The 19,479-nt window shown below is 58.7% G+C and carries 15 protein-coding genes and 1 pseudogene; 8 read left to right on the top strand and 8 right to left on the bottom strand.

The window, feature by feature from the left end:
• Window positions 1-301 precede the first annotated feature (301 nt).
• The 6 genes from ACIOZM_RS17260 (at window position 302) to cobA (ending at window position 9,842) form a co-directional block, all read left to right on the top strand.
• Window positions 302-1,513 carry a nitrate/nitrite transporter gene (locus ACIOZM_RS17260; protein WP_401216019.1) on the top strand — a complete coding sequence of 404 codons (1,212 nt, stop codon included), beginning with the start codon at window positions 302-304 and terminating at the stop codon, window positions 1,511-1,513.
• 7 nt (window positions 1,514-1,520) lie between these two features.
• Window positions 1,521-3,191, top strand: a complete 1,671-nt coding sequence (locus ACIOZM_RS17255) for a protein kinase (RefSeq protein ID WP_401216017.1) — start codon at window positions 1,521-1,523, stop codon at window positions 3,189-3,191.
• A gap of 391 nt (window positions 3,192-3,582) precedes the next feature.
• Window positions 3,583-6,036, top strand: coding sequence for a nitrite reductase large subunit NirB (gene nirB / locus ACIOZM_RS17250; protein WP_401216016.1), 2,454 nt, complete (start codon window positions 3,583-3,585; stop codon window positions 6,034-6,036).
• Window positions 6,033-6,350 (top strand): nitrite reductase small subunit NirD, encoded by a 318-nt coding sequence (nirD, locus tag ACIOZM_RS17245; RefSeq protein WP_401216014.1) that lies wholly within the window; start codon window positions 6,033-6,035, stop codon window positions 6,348-6,350. Before nirB ends, nirD begins: the two co-directional genes overlap by 4 nt.
• Complete coding sequence (locus ACIOZM_RS17240; protein WP_401216012.1) at window positions 6,350-9,064, top strand: molybdopterin-dependent oxidoreductase; 2,715 nt, start codon at window positions 6,350-6,352, stop codon at window positions 9,062-9,064. Before nirD ends, ACIOZM_RS17240 begins: the two co-directional genes overlap by 1 nt.
• A gap of 13 nt (window positions 9,065-9,077) precedes the next feature.
• Window positions 9,078-9,842 (top strand): uroporphyrinogen-III C-methyltransferase, encoded by a 765-nt coding sequence (cobA, locus tag ACIOZM_RS17235; protein ID WP_401216010.1) that lies wholly within the window; start codon window positions 9,078-9,080, stop codon window positions 9,840-9,842.
• A gap of 75 nt (window positions 9,843-9,917) precedes the next feature.
• Here cobA and ACIOZM_RS17230 read toward each other — a convergent pair.
• From ACIOZM_RS17230 to ppsA, 8 genes and pseudogenes are all read right to left on the bottom strand, one after another.
• Window positions 9,918-10,966 (bottom strand): annotated as a pseudogene (locus ACIOZM_RS17230) (OmpA family protein).
• A gap of 107 nt (window positions 10,967-11,073) precedes the next feature.
• Window positions 11,074-11,664, bottom strand: coding sequence for an RNA polymerase sigma factor SigX (gene sigX, locus ACIOZM_RS17225; protein ID WP_401216009.1), 591 nt, complete (start codon window positions 11,662-11,664; stop codon window positions 11,074-11,076).
• 90 nt (window positions 11,665-11,754) lie between these two features.
• Entirely contained in the window at window positions 11,755-12,579 is an 825-nt protein-coding gene (locus tag ACIOZM_RS17220) for a mechanosensitive ion channel family protein (protein WP_064116923.1), read from the bottom strand.
• A 2-nt stretch (window positions 12,580-12,581) separates the two neighbouring features.
• Window positions 12,582-12,830 (bottom strand): CrfX protein, encoded by a 249-nt coding sequence (locus ACIOZM_RS17215; RefSeq protein ID WP_075949122.1) that lies wholly within the window; start codon window positions 12,828-12,830, stop codon window positions 12,582-12,584.
• Window positions 12,831-12,893: 63 nt separating this feature from the next.
• The gene (locus tag ACIOZM_RS17210; protein WP_401216006.1) at window positions 12,894-13,889 is read right to left on the bottom strand and encodes a zinc transporter ZntB; all 996 of its coding nucleotides are present in this window, start codon (window positions 13,887-13,889) and stop codon (window positions 12,894-12,896) included.
• 25 nt (window positions 13,890-13,914) lie between these two features.
• Window positions 13,915-14,406 carry a ribonuclease E activity regulator RraA gene (gene rraA, locus ACIOZM_RS17205; protein ID WP_401216005.1) on the bottom strand — a complete coding sequence of 164 codons (492 nt, stop codon included), beginning with the start codon at window positions 14,404-14,406 and terminating at the stop codon, window positions 13,915-13,917.
• 226 nt (window positions 14,407-14,632) lie between these two features.
• Window positions 14,633-15,622, bottom strand: a complete 990-nt coding sequence (locus ACIOZM_RS17200) for an alpha/beta fold hydrolase (protein ID WP_401216003.1) — start codon at window positions 15,620-15,622, stop codon at window positions 14,633-14,635.
• A 187-nt stretch (window positions 15,623-15,809) separates the two neighbouring features.
• Entirely contained in the window at window positions 15,810-18,185 is a 2,376-nt protein-coding gene (gene ppsA / locus ACIOZM_RS17195) for a phosphoenolpyruvate synthase (RefSeq protein WP_401216001.1), read from the bottom strand.
• A gap of 174 nt (window positions 18,186-18,359) precedes the next feature.
• On the opposite strand from ppsA, the gene ACIOZM_RS17190 reads away from it, so the two are divergent.
• Both ACIOZM_RS17190 and ACIOZM_RS17185 read left to right on the top strand, forming a co-directional pair.
• A complete protein-coding gene (locus tag ACIOZM_RS17190) occupies window positions 18,360-19,178 on the top strand; it encodes a pyruvate, water dikinase regulatory protein (RefSeq protein ID WP_129391417.1) in 819 nt (272 codons plus the stop codon).
• Between the two features lie 59 nt (window positions 19,179-19,237).
• Window positions 19,238-19,479, top strand: a 242-nt coding sequence (locus ACIOZM_RS17185) for a hypothetical protein (RefSeq protein WP_401215999.1), incomplete at its 3' end; no start/stop codon positions are given.

The following is a 19,479-nucleotide window of genomic DNA, read 5'->3' as shown; positions in this document are numbered from 1 at the left end:
AATCTCTCACAGGATTTGTGAACACCAGAGAACCTGTGGGAGCTGGCCTGCCAGCGATGGGCCGCACCTCGGTCTCGAACTGTTGGCACAAATCTCGCTAAGCATTCAGCACAGGTAACCAACGGCGGTTGCCCCACCTACGACAAAGACGTCGCTCACTCCTTTCGCCTCAACCGGCGCATCGGGTAGCGGCGTTTTTTCGTTTTGGCCCCAAAGCCCGGGGCCGGTGGTGCGGCCGTGGCGGCGCCCCACTTGCTGGCACATGACTCCCTTTCGAGACTCTTCACAGCTGAGGTGCGCGATGAATTCAAGCTTTTGGAAATCCGGCCATACCCCGACCCTGTTCGCAGCCTTCCTCTATTTCGACCTGAGTTTCATGGTCTGGTATCTGCTCGGCCCGCTCGCGGTGCAGATCGCTGCCGACCTGCACCTGACCACCCAGCAACGCGGCCTCGTCGTCGCCACACCGATTCTCGCGGGTGCGGTGTTGCGGTTTGCCATGGGCATGCTCGCTGATCGCCTGTCACCAAAAACCGCCGGGCTGATCGGGCAGGTGATCGTTATTTGCGCGCTGTTCGGCGCCTGGAAACTCGGTATCCACAGCTACGAACAGGCGCTGCTGCTGGGTCTGTTCCTCGGCATGGCCGGCGCTTCATTCGCCGTTGCTTTACCGCTGGCGTCGCAGTGGTATCCGCCGCAGCATCAGGGCAAAGCCATGGGCATCGCCGGAGCGGGTAACTCCGGCACCGTGTTTGCCGCGTTGATCGCCCCGGTACTGGCCGCATCGTTCGGCTGGAGCAATGTGTTCGGTTTCGCGCTGATTCCTTTGATTCTGACGCTAGTCGTGTTTGCCTGGCTGGCGAAAAACGCGCCGCAACGGCCGAAAGCCAAATCCGTCGCCGACTATTTCAAGGCCCTCGGCGACCGCGACAGTTGGTGGTTCATGTTCTTTTACAGCGTGACTTTCGGCGGCTTCATCGGCCTGGCCAGCGCCCTGCCCGGCTACTTCAACGATCAATACGGGTTGAGCCCGGTGACCGCCGGTTACTACACCGCTGCCTGCGTGTTTGGTGGCAGTCTGATGCGGCCGCTGGGCGGCGCGTTGGCCGATCGTTTCGGTGGTATCCGCACACTGTTGACGATGTACACCGTGGCGGCCATTTGCATCGCGGCGGTGGGTTTCAACCTGCCAAGTTCCTACGCGGCGTTGGCACTTTTCGTCTGCACCATGCTCGGGCTCGGCGCGGGCAACGGCGCGGTGTTCCAATTGGTGCCGCAACGGTTCCGTCTGGAAATCGGCGTGATGACCGGGTTGATCGGCATGGCCGGCGGTATCGGCGGATTCGCCTTGGCGGCGGGCATGGGCGCGATCAAGCAAAGCACCGGCAGCTATCAACTGGCGCTGTGGTTGTTCGCCAGCCTTGGCGTGCTGGCGTGGTTCGGCCTGCACGGGGTCAAGCGTCGCTGGAGAACCACTTGGGGTTCGGCGGCTGTGACCGCGGCGCGGGTCTGAAACATCGATGGCCCTGCAACTGAGCTTCGCCGACGCCACTGCCTGCGGGCCTCGCGCCGAAAATCAGGACGCTTTACGTCTGGTGACGCCGGCGGCGGACGTGGCGGCGAGCAAAGGTTTCCTGTTCGCCATCGCCGACGGCGTCAGCCAATGCGCCGATGGCGGTCTCGCGGCGCGTTCGACCTTGCAGGCACTCGCTCAGGATTACTACGCCACCCCGCAAACCTGGAGCGTGGCGCAGGCGCTGGAGCGTTTGCTGCTGGCACAAAACCGTTGGTTGCAAGCCAATGGCGGTGGGCAACCGTTGCTCACCACTGTCAGCGCTTTAGTCATGCGCGGTCGGCGCTTTACCCTCGCGCATGTAGGAGATTGCCGGGTTTACCGCTGGCATGCCGACAGCCTGCAACGCATCACCGAGGATCACGTCTGGGATCAACCGGGCATGCAGCATGTGCTCAAGCGCGCCTTGGGCCTGGATCAGCATCTGGTGCTGGATTTCCTCGACGGTGAATTGCGCGATAACGAGTGTTTCGTGCTGCTCAGCGATGGCATCTGGGCGACGCTGGGCGATAGCGCGATTGCGGCGATCCTGCGCGATCAAACGGATCTGGCCAGCGCTGCGCAGACGCTGGTGGCAGCCGCGCACATGGCTGGCAGTCAGGACAACGCCAGCGCTTTATTGGTGCGCGTCGATGCTGTCGGTGAAGCGAACATCGGCGAGGCCTTGATCCAGTTACAGCAATGGCCGCTGCCACCAGCACTGAAACCGGGACAGGTTTTCGAAGGCTGGCAGGTGCAGGGAATTGTCGCGCAGAGCCAACAATCACTGCTCTACCGGGTACTCGACGGACAAGGCCAACCCTGGCTGTTGAAAACCCTGCCCACGCGTTTGATCGACGATTCCCGGGCCGGGCAAGCGCTACTGGCCGAGGAGTGGTTTCTCAAACGGGTGGCTGGGCGGCACTTCCCTGAAATCCACAGCCTCAATCAGCGTCAGCATTTGTACTACCTGATGCGCGAATACTCGGGCTCGACATTGGCCCGGCTCTACCAACAAAACGGCCAGTTGCCGCTGGCGCAATGGCAGTCGTTGGCCGAACGGCTGTTGCGCGCTGTGGGCTTGCTGCATCGACGGCAGATCCTCCATCGCGACATCAAACCGGAGAACCTGTTGCTGGGTGACGACGGTGAATTACGCCTGCTGGATTTTGGCCTGGCTTACTGTCCGGGCCTGTCCGAGGACTTGCCATCAACCTTGCCGGGCACCCCGAGTTACATTGCGCCGGAAGCCTTTCGTGGCGATAAACCCAGCGCTCGGCAGGATTTGTATGCAGTGGGCGTCACCTTGTATTTCCTGCTGACCGGGCATTATCCGTACGGTGAAATCGAGGCATTCCAGCGCCCGCGTTTCGGGGTACCAGTGAGTGCCAGCCGTTACCGCCCGGATCTGCCGGAATGGTTGGCGCACTGCCTGGAACGTGGGGTGGCGGCCGAGCCGGAGCAGCGCTTTGAAACGGCGGAAGAGTGGTTGCTGGTTCTGGAACAGGGTGAGCGAAACAGCTTGAGTGTCAGGCCCCGACCGTTGCTGGAGCGCGAGCCGCTGAAGGTTTGGCGGACGTTGGCGCTGGTTTCTCTGGTGATGAATCTGGTGCTGCTGTTTCTGGTGTTTCATGGCTGAATTTTGGTTGCCCCCAAAAGATCGCAGCGTGCCGCAGCTCTTACAGGGGATTGCATTCCAACTGTAGGCGCTGCGGCACGCTGCGATCTTTTGATTCTCTGCATCAAAACCGGGCGCCATGCATTTCCCCGGTGCACAAATCTCAGTACTGACTCGATTGAAACCCAACAAATCCGGGGCTTTTCCCACTTGGCACAACCACTGCATTAATCCCATCACCACACATAAAGCCCAACCTTCAACGACGAAGGCTGCGCTTCCCGAGAGAACGGGACAAGGACAAAGGCGTCCTCGCTAGGCAACTAGCGGGACGCCTTTTTTTGTTGCGCAAAATTTGTCGAGCCAGGCCTGACTGCCCACAAGAGGCAAGCCGCAGCTCCCGGAGAACCTGATGAAAAAGCTCAAACTGGTGATGATCGGCAATGGCATGGCCGGGGTTCGCACCCTCGAAGAGCTGCTCAAACTGAGCAACGAGCTGTACGACATCACCGTTTTCGGCGCCGAACCGCATACCAACTACAACCGCATCCTGCTGTCGCCGGTATTGGCCGGTGAGCAGACATTCGAAGAAATCGTGCTCAACGATCTCGACTGGTACCTGGAAAACCACATCAAACTGCTGCTCAATCGCAAAGTGGTGGAGATCGACCGGATCAGGCGCCGGGTGATTGCTGAGGACGGCACCGAGGCCGAATACGACCGCTTGCTGATCGCCACCGGCTCCACGCCATTCATTCTGCCGATTCCCGGCAATACCCTGCAGGGCGTGATCGGTTACCGCGACATTGCCGACACCCAGGCAATGATCGACACCGCCAAAATCCACAAGCACGCAGTGGTCATCGGCGGAGGCCTGCTCGGCCTCGAAGCCGCCAACGGCCTGATGCTGCGCGGCATGCACGTAACCGTTGTGCACATCGGCGAATGGTTGCTGGAGCGGCAACTGGACAAGACCAGTGGCCAGCTCCTGCAAAGCGCCCTCGAATCCCGTGGCCTGCACTTTCGCTTGTGCGAACAGACCCAAGCCCTGCACGACGCAGGCAATGGCCGGGTCGGCTCGGTGCAGTTCAAGAACGGCGACATCATCCCTGCCGATCTGGTGGTGATGGCCGCCGGCATCCGCCCCAACACCGAACTCGCGGAAAAGGCCGGCATCCCGTGCAGTCGCGGGATTCTGGTCAATGACACGATGCAAACCTACGATCCGCGCATCTACGCCATCGGCGAATGCGCCAGCCATCGCGGGATCGCCTACGGTCTGGTCGCGCCGCTGTTCGAACAGGCCAAGGTCTGCGCCAACCACCTCGCGCAACTCGGTTTCGCCACCTACAAGGGCTCGGTGACCTCGACCAAATTGAAAGTCACCGGCATCGACCTGTTTTCTGCCGGCGACTTCATGGGCGGCGAAGGCACCGAGACCATCACCCTCTCCGATCCGATTGGCGGGGTGTACAAAAAACTGGTGATCAAGGATGACGTGCTGGTCGGGGCCTGTCTGTACGGCGATACGGCAGATGGCGGTTGGTATTTCCGACAAATTCGTGAGAATCACGCCATCGGCGAGATCCGCGATCACCTGATGTTCGGCGAAAACGCCTTGGGCGACGTAGGACATCAGGGCCAGGACAAAGCCATGAGCATGGCCGACAACGCCGAAGTCTGCGGCTGCAACGGCGTGTGCAAAGGCACCATCGTCAAGGCGATTCAGGAACACGGCCTGTTCAGCGTCGACGACGTGAAGAAACACACCAAGGCTGCCAGCTCCTGCGGCTCCTGCGCGGGTTTGGTCGAGCAGATCCTGATCAACACCGTCGGCGGTGCGGCCGACGTCAAACCGAAAAGCGAAAAAGCCATCTGCGGTTGCAGCGACCTCAACCACGGGCAGATTCGTCAAGCGATCCGCGACCAGCATCTGCTGACCATCGCCGACACCATGAGTTACCTCAACTGGCGCACGCCGAACGGCTGCGCGACCTGCCGCCCGGCGCTCAACTACTACCTGATTTCCACCTGGCCCGGCGAAGCGAAGGATGATCCGCAGTCGCGGCTGATCAACGAACGTGCGCACGCCAACATTCAGAAAGATGGCACCTACTCTGTCGTGCCACGGATGTGGGGCGGTGTGACCAATCCGTCCGAACTGCGGCGAATCGCCGACGTCGCCGACAAATACAACGTGCCGATGGTCAAGGTCACGGGCGGTCAGCGTATCGATCTGCTGGGGATCAAGAAGCAGGATCTGCCGGGAGTCTGGAAGGATCTCGACATGCCATCCGGGCATGCCTACGGCAAATCCATCCGCACCGTGAAGACTTGTGTCGGCAGTGAGTTTTGCCGCTTCGGCACGCAAAATTCGACGCAACTGGGCATCGAGCTTGAGCACGACCTGTTCAACATGTGGTCGCCGCACAAAGTGAAACTGGCGGTCTCCGGTTGCCCACGCAACTGCTCGGAAGCAGGGATCAAAGACGTAGGAATCATCGGCGTCGATTCCGGCTGGGAGATGTACATCGGCGGCAACGGCGGGATCAAGACCGAGGTCGCCGAGTTCTTCGTCAAGCTGAAGACTGCCGACGAGGTGCGCGAATACAACGGCGCCTTTTTGCAGCTGTATCGCGAGGAAGCCTTCTACCTCGAACGCACCGTACACTACCTGCAACGGGTCGGCATGGAACACATCAAGCAAGCCGTGCTGGAAGATCCGCAGCGGCGCAAGGCGCTGAACGAACGCCTGCAATTCTCTCTGTCGTTCGAACAGGACCCGTGGAAAGAGCGTCTGGCACAGCCGCAACTGAAGAAAGAATTCGACGTTATTCCCGTGAAAAATCTGGAGGTGCCAGCATGAACTGGCTCGACATCTGTGCCCTGGAAGAGATCAACGCCCTCGGTTCGCGGATCATTGCCGGACCGAAAGGTGACATTGCGATTTTTCGCACAAGCGACGATGAAGTTTTCGCACTCGATGACCGCTGCCCGCACAAGGGCGGGCCGCTGTCTCAGGGTTTGATTTACGGCAAACGCGTAGCGTGCCCGCTGCACAACTGGCAGATCGACCTGCAATCCGGCGAAGCGCAGGCACCGGACATTGGTTGCGCGCATCACCATTTGGCCCGGGTCGAAAATGGCCGGGTATTCCTGGCGTTGCGGGAAGTCGCCTGATGAACCGCCAGACGACCGCCTCGACCTGCTGTTATTGCGGGGTCGGCTGCGGCGTGTTGATCGAGCATGACGGCGAACAGATCTTCGGCGTCAGCGGCGATCCGGCGCATCCGGCCAACTTCGGCAAACTCTGCAGTAAAGGCTCGACCTTGCACCTGACCGGCGATCCGAGCGCCCGCGCGCTGTATCCGGAACTGCGTCTGGGCAAGGGCCTCGCACGCAGCCGGACTGACTGGGACACCGCGCTGGAACACGCGGCCAATGTGTTCGCCGAAACCATCGCTGAACACGGCCCGGACAGCGTGGCGTTCTATATCTCCGGGCAATTGCTCACCGAGGATTACTACGCCTTCAACAAACTGGCGCGGGCCTTGGTCGGCACCAACAACATCGACAGCAATTCGCGGCTGTGCATGTCCTCGGCAGTGGTCGGCTACAAACGCAGCCTCGGCGCCGATGCGCCGCCTTGCAGCTATGAGGATCTGGAGCTCAGCGATTGCGTGATGATTGTCGGCAGTAACATGGCCTACGCCCACCCGGTACTTTTCCGGCGTCTGGAAGAAGCCAAATCCCGCCGCCCGCAGATGAAAGTCATCGTCATCGATCCACGGCGCACCGACACCTGCGACCTGGCAGATCTGCATCTGGCGATTCTGCCAGGCACCGATGTCGCTTTATTCCATGGGATTTTGCATCTGCTGCTGTGGGAAGACTGGATCGACCGCGAGTTCATCAAGACCCACACCGAAGGCCTCGCCGAGCTGAAAAGTCTGGTGCGCGATTACACCCCGGCGATGGTTTCGCAGCTGTGCGGGATCAGCATCGAGCAGTTGCAGCAATGCGCCGAATGGATCGGCACTTCGCCGAGCTTTCTGTCGCTGTGGTGCATGGGGTTGAACCAGTCCACCGCTGGCAGCGCGAAAAACAGTGCGCTAATCAATCTGCACCTGGCCACCGGGCAAATCGGTCGTCCGGGTGCTGGACCTTTCTCCTTGACCGGTCAGCCGAACGCCATGGGTGGGCGGGAAACCGGCAGCCTGTCCAATCTGCTGCCGGGGCATCGAGAAGCGGCCAACGCCGAGCATCGTGCAGAAGTGGCGGCTTATTGGGGTGTCGATCAACTACCCGAGACCGCCGGGCTCAGCGCCGTCGAACTGTTCGAGCAGATGCGCAGCGGCAAGATCAAGGCGTTATGGATTGCCTGTACCAACCCTGCGCAGTCGATGCCTGATCAACAAGCGGTGCGAGCAGCGCTGGAGGCCTGCCCGTTCGTGGTGTTGCAGGAAGCGTTTCGAACCACCGAAACCGCTGCATTCGCCGACCTGCTACTGCCCGCTGCCAGTTGGGGCGAAAAAGAAGGCTCTGTGACCAACTCGGAACGGCGGATTTCCCACGTTCGCAAAGCTGTTGTCGCACCAGGTGAGGCGCGTCCGGACTGGGCGATCACCGTGGATTTCGCACAACGACTGGAGAAACGTCTGCGCCCGCAGCAGCCAACGTTGTTTGCCTTTGATCATCCGGCGCAACTGTTTGACGAATTCAAACAACTGACCCGTGGCCGCGATCTGGATCTATCCGGGATCAGCCATGCACTGATTGATCAGATCGGCCCACAGCAATGGCCCTTCCCCACCGGCGCCAGCCAAGGTACGCCACGGCTGTATGGCGACGGGATTTTTCCCACGGCCAGCGGTTGCGCGCAGTTCATCGCCGAACCGTATCGCGCCGCCAAGGAGCAACGTGACGCACGCTTTCCACTGACGTTGATTACCGGACGTCTGCGTGATCAATGGCACGGCATGAGCCGCACCGGCACCGCTGCGCAATTGTTCGGCCATGTCAGCGAAGCTGTGTTGAGTCTGCATCCGGACGAACTGCGTCGGCACCGCTTGCAACCGGGTGATCTGGTGAGCCTGAAAAGTCGCCGTGGTGTAGTGATCGTGGCGGTGGCCAGCGATGACAGCGTGCGCCCGGGCCAGGCATTCCTGCCGATGCATTGGGGCGACCGCTTTCTCAAGGGCGGGGTGAACAGTTTGACCCTGCCCGCCTTCGATCCTCTGTCGAAACAACCGGAACTCAAACACAGCGGCGTGCGCCTGGAGCCGGTGAATTTGCCGTGGCAACTGTTCGCACTGATCGAGGGTGATGTTCAACGGCATTTTGAGACGCTACGACCGCTGTGTGAGGCGTTTTCCTACGTAAGTATCAGCCTTGTCGGACGTGAACGTCCGGCATTGCTGATACGCGCCGCCAGCGCCGAAGCACCGAATCCGCAATTGCTGCGGGAAATCGACCAATGCCTGGCGCTGATCGAGGGGCCGGTGCTGGCGTATGACGACCCGCGCCGCGCCATTGGTAAACGGGTGCGCATCGAAAACGGGCGCATCACCGCGATTCGCCTCGCTGGAGAAACACTCGCCCAACACTGGTTGCAGAATCTCTGGCTGGAAGGCCGTGCCGACGAGCAATTACGCCGCTGGCTGCTCGCGCCGATGAGTGCGCCACCTGGCAATGCCTGTGCCGAAATCACCTCCGGCAAAACCCTTTGCAACTGCAAGAACGTCAGCCACAACGCAGTCTGCGCCGGCATTCGCGACGGTCTGGATCTGCAAGGTTTGAAAAACAAATTGGGATGCGGCACTCAATGCGGCTCCTGCGTCCCGGAAATCAAGCGATTGCTGGCGGCCCATCCGCAGCCAATCACCGTCATCTGATGAGGAAAACACCATGAACGCAAAAGTCTGGCTGGTCGGTGCGGGTCCAGGCGACCCGGAACTGCTGACACTCAAAGCCGTGCGCGCACTGCGTGAAGCGGATGTGGTGCTGATTGATGATCTGGTCAATGACGCCGTGCTGGAGCATTGCCCGACTGCGCGAATCATCGCGGTCGGCAAACGCGGCGGTTGCCGCTCGACGCCTCAGGCTTTTATCCACAGATTGATGCTGCGTTACGCCCGTCACGGCAAATGCGTGGTGCGCCTCAAGGGCGGCGATCCGTGCATTTTCGGTCGCGGTGGCGAAGAGGCACAGTGGTTGCGCGAGCGCGGAGTTGAAGTGGAACTGGTCAATGGCATTACTGCCGGGTTGGCCGGGGCGACGCAATGCGCTATCCCGTTGACGCTGCGTGGCGTGGCACGCGGGGTGACGCTGGTCACTGCGCACACGCAAGATGACAGCCAGTTGAATTGGCAGGCACTGGCACAAGGCGGGACGACACTGGTGATTTACATGGGCGTGGCAAAACTCAGCGAGATTCGCGAACAGCTTTTGGCAGGAGGAATGCGGGCGGATACGCCGGTGGCGATGATCGAAAATGCTTCGTTGCCGCAGCAACGTGAGTGTCGGAGTGATCTGACGGCCATGGAGGAAGATGCCCACGACTTTGAACTGAAAAGTCCTGCAATTCTGGTTATCGGCGCGGTGGCGGCCGCTGCAACTCAATCCCTGTGGGAGCGTGGCTTGCCCGCGATGACGGCAGATCAATCGGCATAGACCTTCCAAACCTCATCAAATCGCAGGCAAAGAAAAGCCCGGCCTAAGCCGGGCTTTTCTCGGAGCGGCAGCTAATTACTTAGCTTGAGCTTCAACCTGCGCTTCTACGCGACGGTTTACAGCACGGCCTGCTTCAGTTTTGTTGTCAGCAACTGGGCGGATTCGCCGTAGCCGATCGACTGAACGCGGGACGACTCAACACCGTACTGGTTGGTCAGAACTTGCTTAACGGCGTTTGCACGACGCTCAGACAGTTTCTGGTTGTAAGCGTCAGGACCGACGGAGTCAGTGTGACCTTCAACAGTGGTGTGAGTGGCTGGGTACTGCTTCATGAAGTCAGCCAGGTTCTTGATGTCAGCGTAGCTGTTAGGCTTAACGACCGACTTGTCGAAGTCGAACTTAACGTCCAGCTCAACACGAACAACTTCAGCAACTGCTGGGCAGCCATCAGCGTCAACAGTTACGTTGGCTGGGGTATCCGGGCACTTGTCAACGTTGTCGCAAACGCCATCGTTGTCGCTGTCGGAGCAGACTTCAGCTGGTGCTGGAACTGGAGCAGCAGCAGGCTTGTTGCCGCCACCGAAGTTCACACCCAGGCCAACAACTGGAGCGTAGTTCCAGCGACCGTTGTCCAGTTTGTAGTCAGCATCTACACCAGCACGGGCGTAGAAGTTTTCAGCGAAGTAGTACTTAACGCCAGCGCCAGCAGTCAGGTAGGTCGACTGATCGCGACCAGTGTGGCCGTCGTCGGCTACGTTGGTCAGGCTACCGTGCTTAACACCACCGGAAACGTAAGGACGCAGAGCGTCGCCAGCGTTGTTGAAGTGGTACTGAGCGTTCAGGCCGAAGTTGTCACCGTGCAGTTTCTGGCTGCCGGTACCGTCGTTCGAACGGGTGTGGTTGTTCTTGTCGTAAGTCAGGTTCAACGACACGTCGTCGGTCAAGAAGTAACCGATAGAGGCGCCTGGGTTGAAGCCGTCTTCGACGTGATTGACGCTGTCGTTGTACTGCTTCTTGTAGAACAGTTCGCCTTCAACTGCGCCTTGGCCTTGTGCCAGAGCGCCGAACGAAGTGGCGGCAATCAGAGAACCAATGGCCAAGCCCAAGGTGTTTTTCAGTTTCATCCGTTAAATCCCCATCTGGTGATTGTGAAGCAGTCCCGCAAACCGGGGGACAACTCGGCGGCAAGTCTATCAGAACTTGCCTACACGTAAGAGATATTTGCGCTGAACTAAGTTTCAGCAATGCCTGCAAATTTCTCACGCAATTTATCTAGAGCACGTTTGTACCGCATTTTTGTCGCACTCAAACCCATGTGCATTATGTCTGCGATCTCCTGAAACTCCAGCTCTGCGACAAATCGTAGCACCAGAATTTCACGGTCAATCGGGTTCACATACACCAGCCAGCGATCGAGTCCGCCCTTCTCATCCGGCTTCGGCGCCTTTTCTTCAGACGCTTCTTCCAGCGGGTCAAGACTCAATGCGTCCATCAAGCGACGCTTTCGCCGTTCCTTCCGATACTGTGTGATGCATTCGTTGTAAGTGATGCTGTATAGCCATGTCTTGAACTTCGATTTCCCCTCGAAGTTCTTCAAGCCATACAACACCTTCAACATCACTTCCTGACAGACATCGTCTGCGTCGCGATCGTTCCCAAGATATCTCGCACAGACGTTAAATAATGTTCGCTGGTAACGCCGCATCAATTCTTCATAGGCGCGCGTCACGTGAAAAAGCTCGGTATGCGAGCGCGCGACCAACTCCTCATCAGAGAGCTCGCGGGGGTCGTAGCGCGTGGATAGCGTATGGGCTTTATTCAAAACAAGTCGTGCCGACAGTCAGGTCAATGTCCGCCACAACCAGCATCAGCTGGCATTTTGCGGCGGCATACATTAGCAGGGTTTGCCGGATTAGCGGCTACTCACATGCTGTTCCAACAGGATCCGATTGGAAAGTGAGACTAGCTCACCCTCATCGGTCAGCAATGTGGTTTTAACCGTGCCGATCTCTTCGATCTGGCCTTCGACCTCGCCAACACGCACTTGTTGCCCAACCTGATACAACTCACGCACATAGATTCCCGCAAGAATCTGACCGGCAATTTCCCGGCTTCCCAAACCCATGGCCAGCGCAACAGCCAGACCAACGGTAATCAAAACAATGACAATCACATGGTTCAGCAGGTCAGTCTTGACCTCGAGCTGACTGATCGCAACCGAGAGGCTGATGATAATCACCAGGCCCTGAGCGATACGCCCCAACCCCGAAGCGTAGTCCAGGCCTACGCCTTCTGCCGCCCCGCGCACCAGCCCGTTGGCCAGTTGCGCGAGCAAAACACCTACCAGCAATACCAGCGCGGCGCCGAATACTTTCGGCAAATACAGCGCCAACATATCAAGCGTAGCTGAAACTCGCTCAAGTCCAAGGGATTCTGCTGCAGAAACCAAAAATATCAGCAGAACGAACCAATAGACAATCTTGCCGATCAGGGTGGAAATCGGAACCTGCAGCCCCGCACGCGACATCAATTTGGTCAGCCCGGTGCCGCCCATCAGGCGATCAAGACCGAGTTTGGCGAGCAATTTCGACAGCAAGGTGTCGAGTAGCTTGGCCACGACAAAACCCAACAGCAGCACAACCAGTGCGCCGAACAGGTTAGGGATGAAATTCGCTACCTTGGTCCACAACGCAGTCATTGCAGTGACGAGGCTCTGAGTCCAGAGATCAAGTTCCATATTCAATCAGCCTTATCAGCAGTACGAGCGGTAGGTTTACGAAGACGGGAAACCGGCGAGACATGGGCCGATCCGTTATTCAGGGCGATCATCAGCGCGGGCAGCCAACGGCCCAGCAGGCTGAACAGATCACCTGCGCCGACCTGGCGGTTGGCGGTTTTGAGAACGCGGCCCAGGCATGCGTCGTCGTCGCGGGTGGACGGCGAGGCGTTGAGCATGTCGCGCAAAGACTGTTCAAACGGATCGTGCATACGCACCTCTCGTGATGTCTGTGAAAGACGCGGGCAAATTTGGTCGGGTCACATGCGGCATGTTCAAACCCAGCGCAAACGGCGGAACAACCACCATTGTCCGATGGCCACCGAGACCATCAGCAGGCACGCGACAAGGAAGCCGTAAGGGCTTCCCGAGAGCGGAATTCCACCGACATTGATACCCAGCAGACCGGTGAGAAAACTCATCGGCAGAAAGATCCCGGTGATGATGCCGAACCGGTACATCGTGCGATTCATGCGCACGCTCAAACGCCGGTCTTCGGCCTCCAGCACAAGCCCCACGCGCTCTCGGGTCAATTCGAGCTCTTCGAGATAACGGGTCAGGCTGTTGTTCAATTCGTTCCAGTAGTCGGCATCGTCATCGACAAACCAGGGCAGTTTTATCCGCGTCAACTGGCCGAAAATATCCCGCTGCGGTGCCAGGAAACGTTTCAGCCCGGCCGCTCTGCGACGGATGTGCAAAGTGGCCCCGTGCTCGGGAGTATACCGTTCGTCGGCATCCATCTTTTCTTCTTCCTCATCGGCGATTTCCGAGAGGCAAGTGACCAGATCCTGCACTTTATTAGTGAGGAACTGCGCCAGATAAAGGATGAGTTCGGAGGACGTTTTCGGCCCCTTGCCCTCACCGAGCATCGCCAGCAACTCATCGGTGGCGCGCAATGGACGCAAACGCAGGGAAATCACCCGTTGAGCAGAAGCGAAGATCCGTACCGAAACCATGTCTTCCGGCTCGGCACCGGGATTGAGGTTGACCCCACGCAAAAACAGCAGCAGCTCGGAATCCGGCAGCGGCAACAAGCGCGGACGGGTGTTTTCCTCCAGCAACAAGTCGCAGGTGAATTCGTTGAGCCCGCTGGATTTGCGCAGCCAGGTCTGGGTTTGCGGATGACTGCGATCCCAATGCAGCCACAGACTCTCGTGGGCCTGTAGCTGCAAATCGTCGAGTTCAGTCCGGGCTATCGAACGCGCGCCGCCTTTACCGTCCAGCACCAGGGCATGCACCAGCCCCCATTGCGCGTTTTCTTCCTCGAACATCCTCACCCCTTTGGTTTGCCGCTATTTATTCAGGCATCGTCAGCGGGCTCGGCGAAATGATCACGCCGTTGTTGTCCGCATAGATGTAGTGGCCCGGATGGAATGTCACACCGGCGAAGGTCACGGCAACGTTGAGATCGCCGATACCGCGTTTTTCGGTCTTCATCGGGTGACTGGCCAGCGCCTGCACACCGAGATCGGTCTGGGCAATGACATCGACGTCACGGATGCAACCGTAGATCACCAGCCCTTCCCAGCCGTTTTTCGCAGCTTTCTCGGCAATCATGTCGCCCAGCAGCGCACGACGCAGCGAACCGCCGCCATCGACCACCAGCACCTTGCCGTTACCCTTGAGTTCGGCTTGTTCCTTGACCAGCGAGTTGTCTTCGAAACATTTGATGGTCACGATTTCGCCGCCGAAAGAATCACGGCCGCCGAAATTGCTGAACATCGGTTCCAGCACCTGCACCAGCTCCGGATAGGCGTCGCACAGGTCAGGCGTAAGGTAATGGTTCATCGATAAACTCCTGTAACAAGGAAGACGATCAAGGATGTCGCACTCTTTTGAAACGAGCTCCGGCGGTCGCTGTTTACCTTAGTTCATGCAATGGTCGCTGAACGAACCTGAACACAAGCTGAAACGTAATAGCTAAACAGCCACCAAATGTGACCAGAACCGATCAATGCGTCATATCTTAGCCGCAAGCCGACCCAAGCGAAATGCCCTTTTCAGAGCCTTCGGCTCAAATCGCCGCTGCCAGATTCAGCTTCTCGCCCAGCAACGGCGTGTGCTGATCCTGCAGCCAGCGCGCCACCAACGGCCAGACTTCGGACTGCGCCGCTTTGCTCACCAGCATTTCGACATGACCGAAGTTGTCACTGAAGCCCTGCTCGCGCCCCAGATTGATGAATTGCTTGTGCTCGGAACCGATCTGCTCGAAAAGTTTGCGACAGGCCCATGCAGGGTCCTGGTGATCACCTGCCGCCGTCACGGCCAGCACCGGCACCTGAACGTCGGCCAGACCCGCCCACCAATCCTTGTCCTTGTCGCCAAAACGACCGAACAAGCCGTACCAGCGCATGCTTTCGATTGCCAGGCCGATGGGCTCATCTTCAGGGCCGCGCTTGAGGCGTGAGCCGGACAGCTGCGCAAAGCGCTTGAGCAGGAAGCGCCCGCTCCACTCTACCGGCGGAATCTTCAACGGCCAGTAAGTGCGGCTGACTTGGGTACCGAAAAACGCTGCCGATGCTACCGCTGGCTCACCGAGGTATTCGCCACCGAGTGCCGCCGCCAGGGTGATTCCACCCAGCGAGTGACCGATCCAGTGCGGCACCTGACCACTTTGCTCGCGCACGAACGCGGCGATTGCCGGCAGGTCGTAGCGGGCATAGTCGGCCACGCGGTTCTTGCGATAGTTCTCATTGCGCTGCGACAGGCCGTGCCCGCGCATCTCGGGAATCCACACATCGAAGCCCAGGCGCGCCAGATAAGCGCCGAGCCCGAGGCCTTTTGGCGAATACCAGAAGCGTCGGTTGGAAAAACTGCCGTGCAACAGAATCACCGGCACGCCGCGCACTGTCGATTCATCGGCCATGCCCAAACGGGTGACGGCGATCTCCACGGACCAGTCCGGGCTGTTGCCGGGTTTCAATCGATAGACGTCTTCGCTCAGATCACCGCGTCGTTCGGCGCTGATCAGGGCGACAGGAAATAGGTTGCTGCTGCTTTGCATAATGCTCTTGCACAAAAAAGGGCGGCATCCGAAGGCGCTCGCCCTGTTTGAAACACTAAAAGAACCAATCAATGTAGGAGCGAGCCTGCTCGCGATAGCGGTACATCCGTCGACATCGATAGTGGATGTCAGTCCGCTTCGCGAGCAAGCTCACTCCTACAAAAGGAGCGGCCCGTTCACATACTCATCAAGCCTGCGCTTGGCCTTCCGCGAGGAAGAACCAGGTTTCCAGCACGGAATCCGGGTTCAGCGACACGCTTTCGATGCCCTGTTCCATCAGCCACTTGGCCAGGTCCGGGTGATCGGAAGGGCCCTGACCGCAGATGCCGATGTACTTGCCAGCCTTGTTGCACGCCTGAATCGCGTTGGCCAACAGCTTCTTCACTGCCGGATTACGCTCGTCGAACAGGTGCGCGATGATCCCGGAGTCACGGTCCAGACCCAAGGTCAGCTGGGTCAGGTCGTTGGAACCGATCGAGAAACCGTCGAAGAATTCGAGGAACTCTTCAGCCAGAATCGCGTTGGATGGCAGTTCGCACATCATGATCACGCGCAGACCGTTGTCGCCACGGGCCAGACCGTTTTCGGCCAGCAGATCGACCACTTGGCTGGCTTCGCCCAAGGTGCGCACGAATGGCACCATGATTTCGACGTTGGTCAGGCCCATCTCGTTGCGCACACGTTTCAGTGCACGGCATTCGAGTTCGAAGCAGTCACGGAACGATTCGCTGATGTAACGCGAAGCGCCACGGAAGCCCAACATCGGGTTTTCTTCTTCCGGCTCGTACAGTTTGCCGCCGATCAGGTTGGCGTATTCGTTGGACTTGAAGTCCGACAGACGCACGATGACCTTCTTCGGCGCAAACGCCGCGGCCAGGGTGCTGATGCCTTCAACCAGTTTTTCGACGTAGAAGCCGACCGGATCGTCGTAACCGGCGATGCGCTTGTCGACGCTGTCCTTGATTTCCTGCGGCAGACCGTCGTAGTTCAGCAGCGCTTTCGGGTGGACGCCGATCATGCGGTTGATGATGAATTCCAGACGGGCCAGGCCCACACCGGCATTCGGCAGTTGCGCGAAGTCGAAGGCGCGATCCGGGTTTCCGACGTTCATCATGATCTTGAACGGCAGGTCCGGCATGGCATCGACGGAGTTTTTCTTGATGTCGAAGCCCAGTTCGCCTTCGAAGATGTAACCGGTATCGCCTTCGGCGCAGGACACAGTCACGCCCTGGCCATCCTTGAGCAGTTGGGTGGCGTTGCCACAACCCACCACTGCCGGAATCCCCAGTTCGCGAGCGATGATCGCCGCGTGGCAGGTACGACCGCCACGGTTGGTGACGATGGCGCTGGCGCGCTTCATGACCGGCTCCCAGTCCGGGTCGGTCATGTCGGAAACCAGAACGTCGCCCGGCTGGACTTTGTCCATCTCCGACACGTCCTTGATGATGCGAACCTTGCCGGCGCCGATGCGCTGGCCGATGGCGCGACCTTCAACCAGCACGGTGCCGGTTTCTTTCAACAGGTAACGTTCCATGACGTTAGCCTGGGTGCGGCTTTTCACGGTTTCCGGACGGGCCTGCACGATGTACAGCTTGCCGTCGTCACCGTCCTTGGCCCACTCGATGTCCATCGGGCACTGGTAGTGCTTTTCGATGATCATCGCTTGTTTGGCCAATTCGCTGACTTCGGCGTCGCTCAGGCAGAAACGTGCGCGATCAGCCTTGTCGACATCGACAGTCTTCACCGAACGACCGGCCTTGGCCTCATCGCCGTAGATCATCTTGATTGCTTTGCTGCCCAGATTGCGACGCAGAATTGCCGGGCGACCGGCTTCCAGCGTGCCTTTATGGACGTAGAACTCATCCGGGTTCACCGCGCCTTGTACGACGGTTTCGCCCAGACCGTAGGCGCCGGTGATGAACACCACGTCACGGAAACCGGATTCGGTATCGAGGGTGAACATCACGCCGGCAGTGCCGGTTTCCGAACGTACCATGCGCTGTACGCCAGCCGACAGGGCGACCAGTTTGTGGTCGAAGCCCTGGTGCACGCGGTAGGAAATCGCACGGTCGTTGAACAGCGAGGCGAACACCTCTTTGGCGGCGCGGATAACGTTTTCCACACCACGGATGTTCAGGAAGGTTTCCTGCTGGCCGGCAAACGATGCGTCCGGCAAGTCTTCGGCGGTCGCGGAAGAACGCACGGCCACGGCCACGTCAGGGTTGCCGGCCGACAGCGCGGCGAACGCGGTGCGGATTTCGGCATTCAGTTTTTCAGGGAATTCGGCTTCCATGATCCATTGACGGATCTTGGCGCCAGTCTTGGCCAGTGCGTTGACGTCGTCGACGTCCAGGGCGTCGAGCGCATCGTGGATCTGCTGGTTCAACCCGCTCAGTTCGAGGAAGTCGCGATAAGCCTGAGCAGTCGTGGCGAAGCCGCCGGGCACCGAAACGCCAGCGCCAGCCAGGTTGCTGATCATCTCGCCCAGGGATGCGTTCTTGCCCCCCACATGCTCAACATCGTGTTTGCCGAGCTTATCGAGGGAAACTACGTACTCTACCAAGGTGATCTCTCCACTAACTGTGTTGGAAAAGCTCAGAAACCGGCTGCTCGGGGGAGCGTTGGCCGGCTGTATGGCCTGGACCTGGAAAATAAGTGAGAATGCGGGCCAATCGCGGCCGACAAATCGCGCCTATCATATCCAGAAATTCTCATTAGCTTAAGGCCCAAGGTGCAAATGAAACGATCTGCTTTCTTTATCTCCGATGGCACCGGCATTACTGCCGAAACCCTGGGTCAAAGCCTCCTGGCGCAGTTCGAAAACATTACCTTCAGCAAATTCACGCGCCCGTACATCGACAGCGTGGAAAAAGCGCGGGCCATGGTACAACAAATCAACAAAGCCGCCGAAACCGACGGTTTCCGCCCGATTATCTTCGACACCATCGTCAATCAGGACATTCGTGAGATTCTCGCGACGTCCAATGGTTTCATGATCGACATCTTCTCGACGTTCCTCGCCCCGCTTGAACAGGAACTGACCGAGCATTCTTCCTACACCGTCGGTAAATCGCACTCCATCGGGCACAATTCCAATTACATGGAGCGCATCGAGGCGGTGAACTTCGCCCTCGACAACGATGACGGCGCCCGCACGCATTATTACGACAAGGCCGACCTGATCCTAGTGGGCGTGTCGCGATGCGGCAAGACGCCGACGTGCCTGTACATGGCGATGCAATTCGGCATCCGCGCAGCCAACTATCCGCTGACCGAAGACGACATGGAGCGCCTGACCTTGCCGGCCGCCCTGCGCGCCCATCAGCACAAACTGTTCGGCCTGACCATCGACCCGGACCGCCTCACCGCGATCCGCAACGAGCGCAAGCCCAACAGCCGCTATTCGAGCTACGCTCAGTGCGAATTCGAAGTACGCGAAGTGGAAAACCTGTTCCGCCGCGAGAATATTCCGCACATCAACTCCACGCATTTTTCGGTAGAAGAGATTTCGGCGAAGATTCTGGTGGAGAAAGGCGTGGAGCGGCGCTTCAAATAGATGTGTATTGCCTGATCTGACGCCATCGCTGGCAAGCCAGGCTCCCACAGGGTTTTGTTGTGAATGCAGAATTGCAGACAACCAAAAAACCTGTGGAAGAATTAGATTGCCTGGGCTGGCGCCATCGCTGGCAAGCCAGGCTCCCACAGGGTTTGGTTATGAATGCAGAATTGCAGACAACCGAAAAACCTGTGGAAGAACTGAATTGCCTGGGCTGGCGCCATCGCTGGCAAGCCAGGCTCCCACAGGGTTTTGTTGTGAATGCAGAATTGCAGACAACCGAAAAACCTGTGGAAGAATT

This window comes from Pseudomonas sp. NPDC087346 (assembly GCF_044744235.1).
Lineage (GTDB): Bacteria > Pseudomonadota > Gammaproteobacteria > Pseudomonadales > Pseudomonadaceae > Aquipseudomonas.
The sequence above is the reverse complement of the archived record's forward strand: the minus strand, read 5'-3'. Positions and strand labels throughout refer to the sequence as shown.

What these genes read in the sequence shown, in the direction of transcription:
- ACIOZM_RS17260 (WP_401216019.1), top strand. Translation starts at nt 302, where the DNA reads ATGAATTCAAGCTTTTGGAAATCCGGCCATACCCCGACCCTGTTCGCA.
- ACIOZM_RS17255 (WP_401216017.1), top strand. Translation starts at nt 1,521, where the DNA reads ATGGCCCTGCAACTGAGCTTCGCCGACGCCACTGCCTGCGGGCCTCGC.
- nirB (WP_401216016.1), top strand. Translation starts at nt 3,583, where the DNA reads ATGAAAAAGCTCAAACTGGTGATGATCGGCAATGGCATGGCCGGGGTT.
- nirD (WP_401216014.1), top strand. Translation starts at nt 6,033, where the DNA reads ATGAACTGGCTCGACATCTGTGCCCTGGAAGAGATCAACGCCCTCGGT.
- ACIOZM_RS17240 (WP_401216012.1), top strand. Translation starts at nt 6,350, where the DNA reads ATGAACCGCCAGACGACCGCCTCGACCTGCTGTTATTGCGGGGTCGGC.
- cobA (WP_401216010.1), top strand. Translation starts at nt 9,078, where the DNA reads ATGAACGCAAAAGTCTGGCTGGTCGGTGCGGGTCCAGGCGACCCGGAA.
- ACIOZM_RS17220 (WP_064116923.1), bottom strand. Translation starts at nt 12,579, where the DNA reads ATGGAACTTGATCTCTGGACTCAGAGCCTCGTCACTGCAATGACTGCG.
- ACIOZM_RS17215 (WP_075949122.1), bottom strand. Translation starts at nt 12,830, where the DNA reads ATGCACGATCCGTTTGAACAGTCTTTGCGCGACATGCTCAACGCCTCG.
- ACIOZM_RS17210 (WP_401216006.1), bottom strand. Translation starts at nt 13,889, where the DNA reads ATGTTCGAGGAAGAAAACGCGCAATGGGGGCTGGTGCATGCCCTGGTG.
- rraA (WP_401216005.1), bottom strand. Translation starts at nt 14,406, where the DNA reads ATGAACCATTACCTTACGCCTGACCTGTGCGACGCCTATCCGGAGCTG.
- ACIOZM_RS17200 (WP_401216003.1), bottom strand. Translation starts at nt 15,622, where the DNA reads ATGCAAAGCAGCAGCAACCTATTTCCTGTCGCCCTGATCAGCGCCGAA.
- ACIOZM_RS17190 (WP_129391417.1), top strand. Translation starts at nt 18,360, where the DNA reads ATGAAACGATCTGCTTTCTTTATCTCCGATGGCACCGGCATTACTGCC.